We start from the raw sequence: 16,947 nt of genomic DNA, 5'->3' as shown, positions 1-16,947 counted from the left end.
GATACTAATTACCCGAATATATTGGATGTTTTACCACCACGTTTGATCATTCTTTTTAATGAGATCAGATTCAGCATTAAATGTCTGGGATGATGATAATGTTCGGCTCTCAATTTAGCGTAATCTTTCAGATATCTGTCGCCTGCCGATGCCCAGAACAAATTACCCGGCTTGGCAAATTTTTCACGAACGTATTTGAGAGTCTCATTGAAGCGTTGTACCGCCCATTTATCTCCTGTATGCTCGGCAATAAACATACTGCCAATCAAGACCTCCTCCTGAAGCCATAAAACTTTATCAACCTTCCAGATATTATTATCTACATGATCAAGTGCTCTGAAATACCCGCCAAAAACATCATCATGTGCAACAGTAACATGTCTTTTAAACACCTCAGTAATTCTGTCAAAAAGCTTTCTGTCTTTCCTTCTGGCTGCCTCAAAATGCAGCATCCAGCAGGTCTCGATACCATGACCGGTGTATGCAAAGTCTTTGTAAGAATTATCAGGGCGACTGAAATCATGGTTTAACACCTCATTAAACAATCCATACTCAGGATTAAGGTGATGATTCAGGCAGGCATCTAAACAACGGTCAGCAAGTTTTTGCATATCTGCATCCGGCCCTCTTTCCAGCATCTGGGTCGCTGCTCTGAGGAAAACCATCCAGTGTCCCAGAACCCTTGGTGCCTTTATTTTAGTTGCTCCGGGATTTAAATAGGCAACATAATAATCGTAATCAGGGCTATCGTATCTGTCGAGACAGGATAATATGATCTTCTTTGCAAGATCATGGTACTGCTTTTCGCCCGAAGCTTTTGCATATTCGGCTAAGCCTTCAGCAACAAATAAACTGCTGTAAATATCTCCGGGACCACCGAGTGGCTTACCTGATTTATCAAATGAAGAGGTCCAGAAGCTGTTATCCTTTGGCTGCGACTTCAGGATAAAATCTTTAGATTTTCTTGCGATTTCCAGGTATTCAGGATTTTTATCAAGGTTATTATACAGAAAAGAATAAGTCCACATGCCACGCCCCTCAAACCAGGCAGTTTTATTAGAAGTTGCCTGCTGTCCATTGGTAATATCTATGGAAGTCATAAAACCACCATTTTGATGATCAATCACATATTTGTCCATATTTGGCACAAAGCGATTAAAAATCTCAGAACGATAAAATTCATGAAGTTTGTTTAAATCCAAACCCGATATTAATGTGTTAGCGGTACCTTCAGGCTCATTAGCATGACCAAATCCATACGCACCAAGACTGATGCTTCCCAAACCTGCTAAAAGCGTATTTGTCATGAATTTTCTTCTTTTCATAGTATATATTTTAGATGAGTTTAAATCATTGGAGGGCAATTATTAAAACCCCGGTGTCACCGAACTAAAAATACAATTTATTTGATATTACCTATGTTATTTTCATTTTAATAATTGCATTTTTATTGATTGGGTACGTAAACATTGCCCTATCAAAGAAGAAATGGCTTCTCTGACACCCTGCTATTCACATAGCTTCCGGAAAATCGGCTGAAGGGACAGAATTTATTTAATGTTCGAAGGAAAACAAACGGCGATTTAAACAATCAAACTGTGTAACAATGCTGATTTGTAAAGAATTGATATCGTGTCAGGGTTATATTTGGTACTTTAAATTTAAGCAGTGACAAGATCCCGGTTATTTTATATGAAGCGACTACTTTTTATACTTGCTATTTTATTAAGCTTTAAGATCAGTTATTCACAAAACTTTACTGTTAAAGGGACTGTTAAAGACACCGCAGGGATTCCGCTTACCGGTACGCTCATTAAATTGAAATTTGAAAAGGACAGTGTAGCAACCGCAGTTGATATTAATGGAGCTTTCATCTTAAACAGTGTTAAGTGGCCTGAATTTACCCTTTCTGCTGCATTTATCGGCTTCGAAACCTTCATGAATAAATACAAAATTACTGAGGGTAAAACACTGGATATTCCTGAGATTACTTTAAAAACTGCCTCTAACACATTAAACGAAGTGGTTATTACCGGCGTAACTGCTATTAAGGTGAGTGAAGACACTGTTACTTTCAATGCTTCGTCATTCCCGGTCAGACAAGGGGATGCTGTAGACGAAGTTTTGCGAAAACTACCGGGAGTAAAAGTTGATGCAGATGGAAATGTAAGCACCCAGGGCGAGCCCATCACAAAAATCAGAATCAATGGTAAAGATTTTTTCGGAACAGATGTAGCTACAGCCATTAAAAACCTGCCGGCCGATATTATCAAAAACCTTCAGATAATTGATGACTACGGAGACCATGCTAATCTGACGGGAGTTAAAAGTGGCGAATCTGAGAAGATTCTTAATATTACCATTCAGGAAGACAAGAAAAAAGGGTACTCTGTCAGAATGTTTGGCGGACTGGGAAATGAAGACAGGTACAATACCAGTCTGAGAGGAAATACATTCAAAGGAGAACAGCAGATTTCATTTGACGGAACTGTTAACAATATTAATATGCGGGGTGGTGATAATAACGGTATTACCAGTACAAACTCTGCCAGTATGAATTACCGAAATGAATGGAGTAAAAAACTTTCTGCTGATGCAGGTTATAATTTTAACAATCGCAAGAATACAACACTGACAAAGACCTACTCACAAAACTTCCTTTCAAATTATACCCGGCTTGAAAATGCAGTTTCCAATAACAGTAGTGATAACTACGGTCATAATTTCTCGGGAAACCTGACAATGAAGCCCGATACACTTAATTATATTAAAATATCCCCAAGATTTTCATACAACTCAAACAACTATGATAATCAGGGTGTTATTGACATCACACAGGAGAATCTGACTACCCTTAGAAACAATTTATCGGGAACTAACTCTTTTTCAGCAAATCTTGGAACCAATATTTACTACAATCACAGGTTTCATAAAAAGGGCAGAAATATGAGCCTTAGCACAAATCTCAACTATTCGAACGGGGATAATAACAGGGAAATTCTGAATAATTATCTGATCAAACAGGCCGGTAAAGACTCAACACGTGTACAAAACCAGCTGATCGCAAATACCAACAATAATTTTTCTACCTGGGCAAACATAACCTATATGGAACCTCTATGGAAAAAGAACTTTATAGAATTCAATTATAGTTACAGCCATTCAAGTACCACTACAGACCGTGAAACAAACGATATAATCAACGGAAGTAAAATTTTCAATAATGATCTGAGTAATAATTATGAATATCAGTTTACAACGAACCGATTCGGTATCAATTACCGCTATATTGAAAATAAATATAATTATACTCTGGGTCTGAATGCACAACCTGCATTACTGGAAGGTCAAAATCTTACCAGAGGAATAAATACAAGGAATAAAACTTTCAATTATATACCATCAGCGCGTATGGTATATAAATTTTCGAAACAGCAGGCATTACAGGTTAACTACTGGGGGCGAAACAATCAGCCAAGCTTTCTTCAATTGCAACCTATTACCGATAATTCGAACCTGCAAAACACGCTTACAGGTAACCCTGACCTGAAACCTGAATTCATTCATTACCTGAATGCAAAATACAACCAATCCGACTGGAATATGGGGCATGTATTGCATGCTAACCTATCATTCAATAAAACACAGGACAAGATTGTTACTACAAAAATCCTGATACCCAATACAATTAATCAGGTTACCAGCTATACCAATACCGATGGGTTCTACTCATTAAGAGGGGATTATTCTTATGGTAAACCTTTCGCTGAACGTAAATACACCCTAACCTACTCAGGTTCTGCTTACCTGAATAACAACGTGGCTTTTATCAATCAGGATAAAAACATTGCAAAAAACTATATGATAAGGCAGGAAATAGAATTCGAAGTTGATATCAAAGATGTAATCGATGTCGAACTTGAAACCTCTTATGCCATTAATAAGACCGAGTATTCTCAGCAAAGCTTCAGTGATAGAAAGACCAATACGGTGAGCTTTCAGTTACGTGGCAGAAATTACTTCTTTAAGGATTTAACACTGGGTTATGATCTTAGAAAAACAATGAACTATGGATTTGACAACGGAATTGTGAGAAATCCAACAATCCTCCGTTTATATACTGAATACCGTTTCTTTAAAGGTAAAAGAGGCATGATTCGCCTTGAAGGTAATGACCTTTTTAACCAGAACACTGGTATTTCAAGAGATGTATTCGACAATATAATTATTGACCGCCAAATAAACCGTTTAGGAAGATATTTTATGCTTTCGTTTACGATGAGGTTAAATAAGTTTGGGGGAGGATCAAAACCCAATAATTGAGATTTAAGTTTTACCGGTTAATTCTCAATCAGCACCCCATACCTGGTCGCCTTCATCATGGAGAAATGATCAAAAACCCGTTTGGAGAGTAAACTGAATATATTTGAAGGGCTGGCAGCTGTTTTATAATTTTCCATAATTGCAATGGCGTAAGGCCTGTTTTGTAAATAAACAATAGCCCATTCGGTAGATACCCCTCCCATTCCGCCTGTTTTAAATGCAAGTTTTACATTAGCCGGAACACCTGAGGCAATCTTGCTGTTCTCAATCGGATTCTTTTTCAATATAGAAAGCACATCTTCTGAAGTGGCCTTATCAATGAATTTACCTTCGTGCAATAGCTTCATGATTCTGACAGCTTCTGCCGGGTTTGATATATTCTCCTCATTTCTCAATGAAGCCTGTTGATCAATCATTTTACGCTGCAACCTGGTATTTACAAAACCCAGAGATTGCATCGTATTACTGACATTTTTCATCCCGACTAATTCAATCAAAGTATTGGTTGCTGAATTATCACTCAGTCCAATCATCAGCATACAGAAGTTACGGATACTGAGATGAACAGGATCGACCATAGCATTGAGGATCCCTGAGCCGGCCACCGTGTTTGATGCTGACAATGGTCTGATATCTGATAATGCAAACTTCTTTTCATGAGCCTGTTTATAAACCTCCATCAAAATGGGAATTTTAATGGCACTGGCCTGCGTAAAAATAAGATCGGCATTGATACTGATTGATTCCCCACTTGTCAGGTCGACAGCCATCAACCCGGTTAGAGAAGGAGAAGAATCAATGATTTTTTGCAAATCCTTCTCAGTCTTTTGTTTGAGAATATCCCTTGCCGATAACTGAGCAAAAGCAGTCAGGTTGACAATGCAAAAACCAATAATCAGCAGGGATCTTTTCATTTCTTTTATAATTTAAAATCAGGATTTTCAGTGATACGCTTTCCTTCAGTTTTAAAAGCCTGTATATAGTCTGCGATTCGCTTTTTAGCCTCCTCCAGATTTTCGTTATTCAGATTAATATTTAACAGATCAATATACCATGGAATTTTAAATTCATTAAAGACATATATCTCAGCTATTTCTCTTGCAATAGGCAGAGTTGTTGTTTTCGATGCGTCGTAAACATCTTTATTATCTGCCTTCAAAAGCTTGGTATACTCCTCATCAATCAATCTTTTCAGCAGTTCAAAGCTAAAAGTATCGCCAACCTTCACACCGGTCTCTGCATCACCTTCTGTAAATGCTGCACCTTTATGCACCCATTCCCAAACGATACTTAATCTGATCTCACCGGTAGCCATATCTTCCATTAGGTAAAGAATGTCATCATTACCAAAGTCATCTGCCGCTTTAAGAGCCGCTGCCTGCATTCCCTGGGCAAATGCATTACCGTATTGAATTGCAACGCTCAGGAGGTTTCTTGCACCGCGTATAGTAATCGGAGCAGGCTCCAGCAGAATCAGGCCATCAGCATCTGCCTGGGTATAGGAAAGCGCAGGAAACTTACGTCCAACCTGATTTGCTTCTCCAACCTTTTCCCATACCGGCCTTACAATATTTACCATTTTCCAGTGTGCCACCCATTTACCGCTGGCTCCTTCACGCTGTTCTCTCTCTGCACCAGTCAAAGCCTTTTTCATACTTGCAGCTACCCCCTCTGCTGATCCGACAGGAATATTAGGTTCCATCCCTCCCTGCCATATAGCACAGTTGCCATTAATATCGGGAGTATTCACAGTGCGGCGGACCCTGTCTTCATAATTACGCATATAACCATAGGTCATGGTAACAGACTCAATATTGGGATTAATGAAGGTCTTATCCCATGCCATGGCATCTGAAACGCTGTTGATATAGTCCCAGCGGCCTGTATTATACCCCACAAAATGCTTACCCAGCACTGCACGAATCTCCATCAGCTGATAGGTAGCTTCAAGTTGTTCAACAAGAAGATAAACTTTGATTGTTCCTATTTCAAGCCCGAGATGCTCTTCAAGCGCAGTTAACATTCTGTTCCATAAAGCAGCTTCAGCAGCTCTCTGCACTTTAGGTATATAAAGTACAATCGATGAACCGGCAGCCCGCAGTTGTTTATGGTTATTTACCACGTACAAACAAAGATCAGCAATGGAAGCTGCCAGAGCCACTCCATCTGCATCACGGATATGACGATCGTCTAAATGTAATCCGCGACAACGGAAAATTTTGGTTGTAAAATCAAGCTGTGATTTCCAATCCTTAATGGTTGGATATCCCAGAAATCCTTCGGCCCAGCGGTTCATTTCTCCGGCAACCTGCTCAGCTACTTTCAGGAATACCGGATCTTTTGAGATTGCCAGTTTGAGATTACGCTGATTATCCAGCGACATACTGTCGATCTGGCCCAGAGCATCTTCCCCATCAAACATCCATCCGTCGGCACCTGATAAAAGAGCATAAGCTGCATTTCTGATACTGCTTTCAAGACTTGCATTAGGCTTTGAGGCAGGGCCGGTTCCCTGAATCCACTGCCTTTGTAAATCAGGAGGAATGACAGAACCTTCAAATCTGCCTTCACGGGCATCTTTAACTTTAATATTTGTTCCTGCAATAGTACTTTCAGGATCAAGAAAGGTAATTCTTGATTTATTCTTATGACGATCATTTCTGAGCTTAATACGCTCAGACATCATATTCTTAACTTCTTTATTGAAACGGGCCAGTGCATTTAATGCAGACACAGCATCATTGGTATAAATATCTTTGTATTCTTCTTTCAGGTTATCCCGAATGATTATTGAATCACTTTTCATTTTTATAGGTCTTCTGGTAATTTATTTAATAATGTAAACTGTCATGCTTAAAGGACCATGAGCCCCAAGCACCAGTGCCTGTTCAATATCAGCTGTTTTCGACGGACCTCCAATAAAGCCTCCAAAACCATAATCTTCACTTGCAATCCGGGCATAAGCATCGTGCATTGTCGAAACTATGTCAGATTCCCTGACAATAACGGCCAAATGCTGCGATATGTAAGGAATTATGCGCTGTCCCATTACTTCCTCAGTAAGCCAGACCGCCCCGTTTTCTGCAACGGCCAGACGTCCTTCAATAATAGCCAGTTCCACATCTTCAAAACTATGAGGGTCAACTGAAGAAGAACAGAATTCAGCAATGTCACTCAATGCAGGAAGGGTACTGATAACCCGCTTTTCTGTATCAAAACCTGCTTTAATCCTTGATTTTATATCATCCATACTTTCAACAGCATAGGCAAAGCCGCCAATCTCATTGAACATATCGATATATTTCCCTCTTAAATCAGACTCAGGCACCTTAAACATGGAAATATCCGGAAGGGCTGATATGGGCGGCTGATTTTTAAGTACAGCTGCCAGTATACTATCTCTGCTACTCATTTTAATATCGTTCTAATTATCAACCCTTTTCGGGCCATTTTTTGCATACCATTCACCAAAAGATTGTTTCGGGCTATCCGGCATATCGCGCTGCTTATACCATGGATTCAACTTATTGTTGATTGCAAAAGGAGCATGATTTAATATCCAGCGACCGGTTTTCCCTGCTGCTTTATACATTTCAGGAGAAGACAGAGTTAAAGCCATAGCCTTCATACTAAAGGTCTTGCGACTTGCAGAATAACCCTGTTTTACAATTTCCTGACGCCATTTATACAGCTGATCATGAATCGGAATCTTAACCGGACAAACATTCGAGCAGGATCCGCAAAGAGTGGATGCAAACGGAAGATCTGCATGCTGTTTCATATCAAGATTAGGAGCCAGAATTGCTCCGATCGGTCCGGATATTGTATTATGATAACTTAAACCACCGCTCTTGCGATAAACAGGACAGGTATTCATACATCCACCACATTTAATACACTTAAGCGACTCACGGAAATCAGGACGTGCCATCAATGCACTGCGTCCTTTATCCACCAGAATAAGGTGCATCTCCTGACCGGGACGAGGTTTTCTGAAATGACTTGAATAAATAGTAATCGGTTGCCCTATTGCACTGCGCGCAAGAAGTCTCAAAAACACACCCAGATGCTTACGTTCAGGCACCAATTTTTCAAGCCCCATGGATGCAATCTGAACTTCAGATAAATGAGCACCCATATCAGCATTTCCCTCATTGGTACAAACCACATACTCACCTGTTTCGGCAACTGCAAAATTCACCCCCGTTAAAGCGGCACGTCTGGTGAGGAAAACATTTCTTAAGTGTTTCCGTGCTACGCGGGTAAGTAAGGTAGGGTCTGAAAGTCCTTTTTCTGTACCAAGATGTTCATGAAACAACTCTCCTATCTCCTCTTTACGCTTATGAATGCAGGGTAAAACGATATGGCTTGGCGGTTCATTATCTATTTGCTGAATGTACTCCCCAAGGTCAGAATTGATTACATCAATTCCACGTTCGGCGAGGTATTCATTCAAATGGCATTCTTCAGTAAGCATCGACTTACTTTTAACCATCTGATTGATATTCTTTGCTTTCAGAATATTATAAACAATCTGATTGTGTTCATCAGCATCGGCTGCCCAGTAAACATTAACCCCATTCTTCTTGAGATTAGATTCAAACTGAATCAGATAATCATGAAGATTGGATATCACATTTGCTTTAATGGCCGATGCGGTTTCTCTCAGTTCTTCCCACTGAGGCGTTCGATGGGCAGAACGATCGCGCTTCTGCCTGATCCACCAAAGGGCACCATCATGCCAGTCGACACGTTCCTCATCCTTGTTAAATTCTTCTGCTAATGCTGCGTGATCTAAAGTGCTTTTCATAGCGATTTGGATGAACTGTTTAATATTTCTGCAATATGAATGATTTTCACATTGCTTTTATTTCTCTGTAAAATACCTTCCATATGCATCAGACAGGAAAGATCCGGGGAGGTAATGTACTCTGCCCCATGTTTACTATGATCTGCAACCCGATCTTTTCCCATTTTCACAGAAACGGCCTCCTCTGCGATACAAAATAATCCACCAAAGCCACAACATTCATCAACCCTGTCAAGATCAGTGATCTCAAGCCCCTTAACCATATTTAAAAGCTTACGTGGCTTTGAAAAATCAGGAGCCACAAGCTCAGACATTTGCGCCAGATGCAATCCTCTTAAACCATGACAGCTTTGATGAATCCCAACTTTATGAGGAAAATGAGCATCCAGATTTTCTATTTTTAGCACATCAGTAAGAAATTCAACAAGTTCGTAAATCCGGGTTCTGATTTCTTTAGCTGCAGCCTCATCATTACCATGAAGATGATCTTTTACATGCAAAACACAACTTGCCGAAGGGGCAACGATATAATCAAACCCTGAAAAATTCTCAACAAACAGGTCATTACAGGATTGTGTAAGATGTTCATAGCCTGAATTAGCCATTGGCTGCCCGCAGCAGGTTTGCTTTGCAGGATATGAAACATCCATTCCCAGCTTTTGAAGCAGCTCAAGTGTTGCGATAGCAGCTGATGGATACAACTGGTTAACGTAACAGGGTATAAAAAGTCCGATTTTCATAAATATTTGTTATTCCATATAATAATTCCAAAGCACTGATCAATCCGCTAACAAATTACACTTATTTTCAAAAATTAAAAATTAACAACCGTGTTTGTTACCATTTTTTTAAGCATTTTAAAGAAATATTTCAGATACTTGAATATCAATCAGAACAAAGCATAATTTTCACTATATGAAATTATTTTACCTGTTTATAAGTCTGTTTTTGGCTCAAAATACTTTTGCCCAGGCAGAAAAGACTGCGGGTTTACATACCGGCTCTATGAAACATGGAGGATTAGACCGCAAATACATGTACTATATTCCTCAGGGAATTGAAAACCTTAAAAAGGTCCCTGTGGTCTTCTTTCTGCATGGAATGGGTGCAAGTGCACAAATTGGTGTCAATGTACTCGGACCTCAATATCATGCACGCGCTGAACGTGATAAGGCAATTGTGGTTTATCCTGAGGCCACATCCAAACACTGGAATGATAAATTGGGTGGAAGCTACCCACTGACAGACAATATTGATGATGTTGGATACCTTACAAACCTGATTAACTATTTCATCAGTGATTTCAAAGGAGATCCGGGTAGAATCTATTTTTCGGGCAGCTCAAACGGTGGAATGATGACCTACAGGCTTAGTTGCGATATTCCCGATAAGATCAGAGCCATTGCTCCCTTTGTTTCAACTATTAGTCCGCAGGTAGCCAAAGAATTTGCGGGAGCTAAACCAATGCCAATTATCATTACCAGCGGTACCGCAGATTCTGTGATAAAATGGAATGGTGGTTCAATTAAAGTAACTCAAACCCCCGTAATACTTTCCGGAGATGAAAATGTTTCTTATTGGGTAGCCAGAAATGGAGCGAAAAAGAAAGCCGTCATCAGTCATTTACCGGATGTGGAACCAGGGGATAATTCAACGGTTGAAGTCCGGCATTATAAAGGCAAAAACGATGTAATCCTTTATAAAATCATTGGTGGTGCCCATACACACCCAACGTTAAGAGCTGCTGGAAAGCCTTTGGTGAAAGGTCTGAACATGGATTATAACTCTTTTGAAACTGTCTGGGATTTTATAATGTCTTATAAGTAGAGCTTAGTTAGCTTATTGATACATACTACCTAAGATTTTAAAGTCTGAAACCTGTAAGTAAAACTTAATATGCGCGATATTAGTCACAAACAAATCACTTTACGTACTGCCAGAGCTGTAGCCATTATTTTTTGTTCAGAGAAGAGCATTGATCTGATCAATACTAATGAACTTCCAAAAGGCAATTTGTTTGATGTGGCGCGTGCAGCAGGGTTTTTAGGAGCTAAACTTACCCCTCAGCTCCTTCCCCATTGCCATCCGGTTACGATAGATGGCATGAAATTTAGTTTTGAATTTCTGAACAAGGATCAGCATACTGAACTGTTTGATAACGAGATATTCAGCAGAACCGGTATTGTTATCCTTGCTGAAGCAAAATCCATTGGTCGTACCGGCATCGAAATGGAAACATTAACTGCCGCATCAGTAGCAGCACTGGAAATATACGACATGCTAAAGCCAGTGGATACCGCACTTGAAATTGGACATATCAGACTTCTGGAAAAGAAAGGCGGCAAAAGCGACCGGAGCCGGTATACCGAAGAATCGCCTACCTGTGCGGTACTCGTTTGCTCTGACTCTACAGCGAGGGGTGAGCGTGAAGATAAAAGCGGATTAATAATCTCAGAGATGCTGGAGCAGGTAAACGGCAATGTTATACATTACAAGATCCTTCCGGATGAAAAAGATGCCATTCAACAACAGATTAAAGACTGGGTGGCTGAAGATATCCAATTCATCTTTACTACCGGAGGCACAGGACTCGGTCCGCGCGACAATACCGTAAGTGCAGTAAAAGAAATACTTGAAAGAGATGCAGATGGAATTACTGAAGCCATGCGTACTTTCGGACAAATGCGTACCCCGCTTGCTATGATGAGCCGGTCTGTTGCCGGATCAATCGGTAAAACCATGATAATTACCCTCCCCGGAAGCAGTAATGGTGCTAAAGAATCACTTGAAGCCATTCTTCCGGGAGTATTTCATGCCAGAAAAATGCTGGAAGGCGGTGGGCATTGTTAGACATTTGTTTGTTATCTGTTGCCTGTTATCTGTTACCTGAACAAAGCCAGCTAATTTAATATTCAGCACCATCCTTCATCTCAATACTACTCCCTAAAACCACTTCGGTGAAAATTTCCTGCCCAGATTTCACCTGCTATTTTCCGCCGTTTACCGAAAACTTACTGCCACCTGCCTAATTGCTATTCTGCTGCGTTGACAGGCTCTATACCTTTGAGTCAACAAATCAAACAAAGAAAGCTATTCACAAAAAATTATTAACAATAAAAAAACAAAATCATGAAAACTTTAAAAACTATCACCGCAGCAGTATTAACAGTAGTTTCATTCTCAGCCTTCGCAGCAAACGGAATCAGAAATGACAAATTAAAGTTGAGCTATCCGGCACAAACCTATGTTGATGCAATGGCTCATGGAAAGATCAACGCCCTGCCTGAGGTACTTGACAAAGAAATTAAATACACTACCACTCACGGCAAAAAGATCCTTAGTTTCAACAAAGCAGAAATGCTGAAATCTATTGAAGGTATCAGAGGAGTAGAGCAAAACTGTACCACAGAATACAATGTAGTTGAAAGTACTCCAACAATCAGCGTTGTAAAAGTAACAATGAAGTACGATGGATTTTCAAAAATCACCTATCTGAACATGGCAAATACCGCCGATGGATGGAAAATTACCAGCATTGCTACATCATTTATCTAAATAGTTATTCCCCGAACCAATAAGCCCCGTCCGGAATTTAATCCGGAACGGGGCTTATTTCATTAGGATCTTTACTCAACTAAAGCTTTACTTCTTCTCAAGGGGCCGCACTTCACCATAAAACGACATAGCCTGCCTGTTTGTGCTGATTACTCTTAAATCTGCATAAGCACCGGGGGAGACAGAGAGGTTAATAACATTTGGATCATCGGGCTCATTTAAACGTATTGTAATCTCAAATCTGCCTTTCTTACTTTCCACCATCGAATAATTGAAGTCTGAAGAAATAAAACTCAGTGGACTTACTGTACTTGAAAAAGGAGCATTAAATGCAACTCCAAAAAATGGCAGATGACTTTCGAGAGAATCTCCCTTTATTTTCAAAAAATACTCAGAAGTAAGCTGAATCATCCTTCCGCTTGCGGTATAGGCTGACTGAGCCACGAAAATATAGTTTTTACTTTCAAGCAATTGCTTTAACTGCTCTTTTTTCTGCTCTTTGGTACTGGTATTATTTTGTGCCTGAACATTTATAGCAAACAAAAGAATCAGTACTAACAATTGAAAGAAAGATCTTAAAATTCTCATAGTATGAACATTTGGCATACTGAACAATATTTTCTGGCAAGAAAACCATTATGCGCTGGCTACCAGCTTACTTGTACTTCTGTAAACATAAGCATTGTAAATGTGTCTTCTGGCAAATCTCGCCGGCGAATCAGCATTTATCAGTTTAATATAAACGGATCTGGGCACGTCAAAGTATTCGTAAACACTCCCATCAGCAAAATAAACGGTAAGTACCTGATCAATAAATTCAAAATCGAGCAAAGCTGAAGCTGAAGTGGTCTGCCGGTAGATATCAATTGTCTGTAAACGCGTTTCTGAGGCAATACTGACCAAAAAATGGTAAGCTTCAATAATGGATTTGCTCTTTTCTTCAGCAAGGGATTTACTCTCCTCAGATTCAGCAAATTTATCAGGATGCCAGGTTTTCATCATTTGACGATAAACCGTCTTTAAATCATGCAGCTCTGCATTTTTATCAACTCCCAATACTTTTCTGTACTCGACAATCTTTTTCATAATTCTATTAATTTATTGTCAGCGAAGAGAAGCAAAATGCAGGTTTTCAAAAAACAATTTTGCAAAGGTAGGCATAAAAAAACAGGGAATAAGATTCCCTGTTCAGACTTTCCATTTGAAGATCATCAAAAATCGAATATATCATCCAGAAATGACTTTTTCTTTTTGTGAGGATGGCTTTTATAATGGTCATTATCACTGTAATGATATTTCTTAACATCCGATTCATAATTACTGCGATTGGAGTAGTGATCAGCTGAACGTTCCAGTATCTTTTCCAGTTCACCGCGATCAAGCCAGATACCACGGCAATCCGGGCAATAATCAATTTCAACTCCTTTTTTATCGGCAATCAGTAATGTAGTCTGACAAGTGGGGCACTTCATAAATAATCTTTTGGGTTATAAAACACACAAATTAATAAAACCCATCATCCCAAACATACACTTATCATAAATTGACAGTTCTGTGAATTTAAAACAAAAAAAGCCGGCAAATATCATCTGCCGGCTCACATATCTGTTCCATATTTATGAAACTGTCTTAAATACGTCTTCCTCAATAAAAGGTTGATTTCTTACACGTTTACCCGTTGCCTTAAATATAGCATTCGCAACAGCACCTCCTGTAGGTGGCAGAGCAGGCTCTCCCAAACCTGTAGGGTCAAAATCATTCTGAACAAAATGAGTTTCTATTTCAGGAACTTCCTTCATTCTGATTAAACGGTATGAATTATAGTTATTCTGATCGGCTGCACCATCTCTGAATGTCAGTTTGCTGTACATTGCATGGCCCAGTCCGTCGACAACGCCCCCCATTACTTGATGAACCGCGCCATTATGCGCAACTACCTGCCCACAATCTGAGACTGCATAAATCTTCTTTACTACCGGCAAACCACCACGCATAATTACATCTGCTACCTGTGCTACATAAGATGCATGAGAGAAATAAACGCTGAATCCCTGTGATACATCTTTCTTCTTGCCCCATCCTGATTTTTCAGCAGCTAAACGGATTACCGCATCCATCCTGTTAATGTCATAACGGATTTCACCAACCGGCGATTTTTTTGCTTTAGCTAAAAGGTCAAGTCTGAACTGAACCGGATCTTTTCCTGCTGTATGAGCAACCTCATCAAGGAAAGCCTGTTCGGCAAAAGCAAGGAAATTAGTGATCGGAGCTCTCCATGCACCGGTAGTGATCGGAGATGCATGCTCAACCGAATCAATCAGTAAATTATCTACGGCCCCTGAAGGAAAATTATGCTCACGCGTTGGATTTCCTGAATTGATACCTACTCCCCTTAATTTATATCCTGTCATATTACCGGAAGCATCCAAAGCAGCTTCAAAGCGGTAACGACAAGCCGGACGATACGTTCCGCCTGTCATATCATCTTCCTTCGTCCAGATCAATTTAACTGGCGCCTTAACAATACTTGAAAGTTCTGCAGCCTCCGTTGCAAAATCATTCTTGAGCCTTCTTCCAAAGCCTCCACCCAAACGGGTTAACTGAAGGGTGATCTTATCTTCAGGTACTTTCAGCAATTGTGATACTTCTGCACGGGCTCTGGCAGGGGTTTGTGTCGGACCAACAAGCTCAACTCCATCAGGACGAACATGTGCGAAGAAATTCATCGGCTCCATCGGGCTATGAGAGATGAATGGACACTGATATTCTCCCTTCACAATTTTTGCTGCATTTTTGAAAGCAGCGTCTACATCTCCGTCTTTACGTCTGACCGTTGCTTTACCATTATCCATCAGGTCGAGGAACAGCTTATCATGATCCTCTGTGCTTTCCAGCGCTCCCTCCTTCTCGTACTCAATTCTCAGCATCTTTCTGGCCTTAAGCACTTCCCAGGTAGATTTACCTACTACTGCAACATTGTTCTTAAATGTTACCACATCAACAATACCCGGCATTGACTTTGCAAAAGCAGCATCTACTGACTTCAGCTTCATTCCGAACTGAGCCGGACGCTGAATCATCGCATAAAGCATGCCCTCACGGTAAAAATCCAGGCCAAACAATGGCTGACCCGTTACAATCTTTTTATTCTCAACGTTTCGTACTGATTTGCCAATCAGTTTGAAATCCTTACGATCTTTTAACTTAACATTTGCCGGAACAGGAACTTTGGATGCAGCCTCTGCAAGCTCGCCATAGCTTAACTTCTTACCGGTACGTGCATGCAAAACGAAGCCGTTAGCTGCTGTACATTCAGATGCCTGAACTGACCATTTTTTAGCTGCAGCTTCAATCAGCATGAATTTCGCTGTTGCTCCTGCATTTCTCAACAATTTCCAGGAATGAGGAACGGCTCCGCTACCCCCGGTAAGCTGACGGTCATATTTATTATCCAGATTAGCCTGCAATACCTTTACCTTTTTCCAGTCGGCTTCAAGCTCTTCAGCTACCACCATTGGGAATGAAGTCATGATATTCTGACCCAGTTCCGGATTTGGAGACATAATGGTAATTGTACCGTCTGTAGCGATAGACAGATAACTGTTAAATCCGATGCCTCCTGCTGCTGCATTCGACACCATTGCCGGAGCTGCCTCAGCACTGAACCAGTTAAAGCCTAATACAAGACCTCCACCGGCTATAGCGGTCATTTTTAAAAAATCGCGCCTGCTATTATTAGTTTCATTTGTCATAGGAATCAAATTTTAGTACTGGCCAGTTTTACTGCTTCACGAATACGATGATAAGCACCGCAACGACAGATATTAGCATTCATAGTTACCTCAATCTCGTCTATGCTTGGTTTAGGATTTTGTTTAAGAAGTGCTGCAGCTGTCATGATCTGACCTGCCTGACAATATCCGCATTGAGCAACATCAATCTCATCCCATGCCTGCTGAAGCGGATGATCACCTTTTTCAGATAATCCTTCTATAGTAATTACCTGAGAAGTTCCTACTGCAGAAACAGGATAAACACATGAACGGGTTGGTGCACCATTAACATGTACTGTGCAGGCACCGCACTGTGCGACACCACAACCATATTTGGTTCCTACCAGGCCTAAATGATCACGCAAAACCCATAACAATGGGGTATCTGCCTCTACATCTGCCTGCAAGGTCTTTCCGTTAACCTGAAGTTTGTAAATAGCCATAAGTATTAGTTTGATTAAAAGCTAAGTTAATTAAAAAAGAAGG

General features: G+C 40.3%; 15 protein-coding genes. 4 read left to right on the top strand and 11 right to left on the bottom strand.

Features of this window, described 5'->3' with window-relative positions; translation table 11 throughout:
* Window positions 1-8 precede the first annotated feature (8 nt).
* Window positions 9-1,325 (bottom strand): AGE family epimerase/isomerase, encoded by a 1,317-nt coding sequence (locus tag P2W72_RS09700; protein WP_276361513.1) that lies wholly within the window; start codon window positions 1,323-1,325, stop codon window positions 9-11.
* Window positions 1,326-1,692: 367 nt separating this feature from the next.
* Here P2W72_RS09700 and P2W72_RS09695 point away from each other — a divergent pair, with 367 nt between their 5' ends.
* A complete protein-coding gene (locus P2W72_RS09695) occupies window positions 1,693-4,323 on the top strand; it encodes an outer membrane beta-barrel protein (RefSeq protein ID WP_276361511.1) in 2,631 nt (876 codons plus the stop codon).
* Window positions 4,324-4,340: 17 nt separating this feature from the next.
* On the opposite strand, the gene P2W72_RS09690 is transcribed toward P2W72_RS09695, so the two are convergent.
* From P2W72_RS09690 to P2W72_RS09670, 5 genes are read right to left on the bottom strand one after another with little or no spacing between them, the layout of a single operon-like run.
* Window positions 4,341-5,237 carry a serine hydrolase gene (locus P2W72_RS09690; RefSeq protein ID WP_276361508.1) on the bottom strand — a complete coding sequence of 299 codons (897 nt, stop codon included), beginning with the start codon at window positions 5,235-5,237 and terminating at the stop codon, window positions 4,341-4,343.
* 5 nt (window positions 5,238-5,242) lie between these two features.
* Window positions 5,243-7,129: a hypothetical protein gene (locus P2W72_RS09685; protein ID WP_276361505.1), complete on the bottom strand. Its 1,887-nt coding sequence runs from the start codon at window positions 7,127-7,129 to the stop codon at window positions 5,243-5,245.
* Between the two features lie 21 nt (window positions 7,130-7,150).
* The gene (locus P2W72_RS09680; RefSeq protein WP_276361503.1) at window positions 7,151-7,735 is read right to left on the bottom strand and encodes an LUD domain-containing protein; all 585 of its coding nucleotides are present in this window, start codon (window positions 7,733-7,735) and stop codon (window positions 7,151-7,153) included.
* A gap of 12 nt (window positions 7,736-7,747) precedes the next feature.
* Window positions 7,748-9,133: a lactate utilization protein B gene (locus P2W72_RS09675; RefSeq protein ID WP_276361501.1), complete on the bottom strand. Its 1,386-nt coding sequence runs from the start codon at window positions 9,131-9,133 to the stop codon at window positions 7,748-7,750.
* Entirely contained in the window at window positions 9,130-9,873 is a 744-nt protein-coding gene (locus P2W72_RS09670) for a (Fe-S)-binding protein (RefSeq protein WP_276361498.1), read from the bottom strand. Before P2W72_RS09670 ends, P2W72_RS09675 begins: the two co-directional genes overlap by 4 nt.
* Window positions 9,874-10,048: 175 nt before the next feature.
* On the opposite strand from P2W72_RS09670, the gene P2W72_RS09665 reads away from it, so the two are divergent.
* The 3 genes from P2W72_RS09665 to P2W72_RS09655 all read left to right on the top strand — a co-directional run bounded on the left by P2W72_RS09665 (window position 10,049) and on the right by P2W72_RS09655 (window position 12,688).
* Window positions 10,049-10,960: a PHB depolymerase family esterase gene (locus P2W72_RS09665; protein WP_276361496.1), complete on the top strand. Its 912-nt coding sequence runs from the start codon at window positions 10,049-10,051 to the stop codon at window positions 10,958-10,960.
* A gap of 69 nt (window positions 10,961-11,029) precedes the next feature.
* A complete protein-coding gene (gene moaCB / locus P2W72_RS09660) occupies window positions 11,030-11,983 on the top strand; it encodes a bifunctional molybdenum cofactor biosynthesis protein MoaC/MoaB (protein WP_276361493.1) in 954 nt (317 codons plus the stop codon).
* Window positions 11,984-12,262: 279 nt separating this feature from the next.
* Complete coding sequence (locus P2W72_RS09655) at window positions 12,263-12,688, top strand: nuclear transport factor 2 family protein (RefSeq protein WP_276361490.1); 426 nt, start codon at window positions 12,263-12,265, stop codon at window positions 12,686-12,688.
* An 87-nt stretch (window positions 12,689-12,775) separates the two neighbouring features.
* Here the strand turns inward: P2W72_RS09655 and P2W72_RS09650 are convergent, their stop codons facing one another.
* From P2W72_RS09650 to P2W72_RS09630, 5 genes are all read right to left on the bottom strand, one after another.
* Window positions 12,776-13,276, bottom strand: coding sequence for a DUF4251 domain-containing protein (locus tag P2W72_RS09650; protein WP_276361488.1), 501 nt, complete (start codon window positions 13,274-13,276; stop codon window positions 12,776-12,778).
* Between the two features lie 48 nt (window positions 13,277-13,324).
* On the bottom strand, window positions 13,325-13,774 hold the full coding sequence (locus P2W72_RS09645; protein ID WP_276361485.1) for a KTSC domain-containing protein: 450 nt from the start codon (window positions 13,772-13,774) through the stop codon (window positions 13,325-13,327).
* Window positions 13,775-13,899: 125 nt separating this feature from the next.
* Window positions 13,900-14,160 (bottom strand): zf-TFIIB domain-containing protein, encoded by a 261-nt coding sequence (locus tag P2W72_RS09640; protein WP_276361482.1) that lies wholly within the window; start codon window positions 14,158-14,160, stop codon window positions 13,900-13,902.
* A 144-nt stretch (window positions 14,161-14,304) separates the two neighbouring features.
* A complete protein-coding gene (locus P2W72_RS09635) occupies window positions 14,305-16,440 on the bottom strand; it encodes a molybdopterin cofactor-binding domain-containing protein (protein WP_276361479.1) in 2,136 nt (711 codons plus the stop codon).
* A gap of 5 nt (window positions 16,441-16,445) precedes the next feature.
* Window positions 16,446-16,898, bottom strand: a complete 453-nt coding sequence (locus P2W72_RS09630; protein WP_346429774.1) for a (2Fe-2S)-binding protein — start codon at window positions 16,896-16,898, stop codon at window positions 16,446-16,448.
* Window positions 16,899-16,947 lie beyond the last annotated feature (49 nt).

This window comes from Daejeonella sp. H1SJ63 (assembly GCF_029360775.1).
GTDB lineage: Bacteria > Bacteroidota > Bacteroidia > Sphingobacteriales > Sphingobacteriaceae > Daejeonella.
This window is presented reverse-complemented; position numbering and strand designations above follow the sequence as displayed.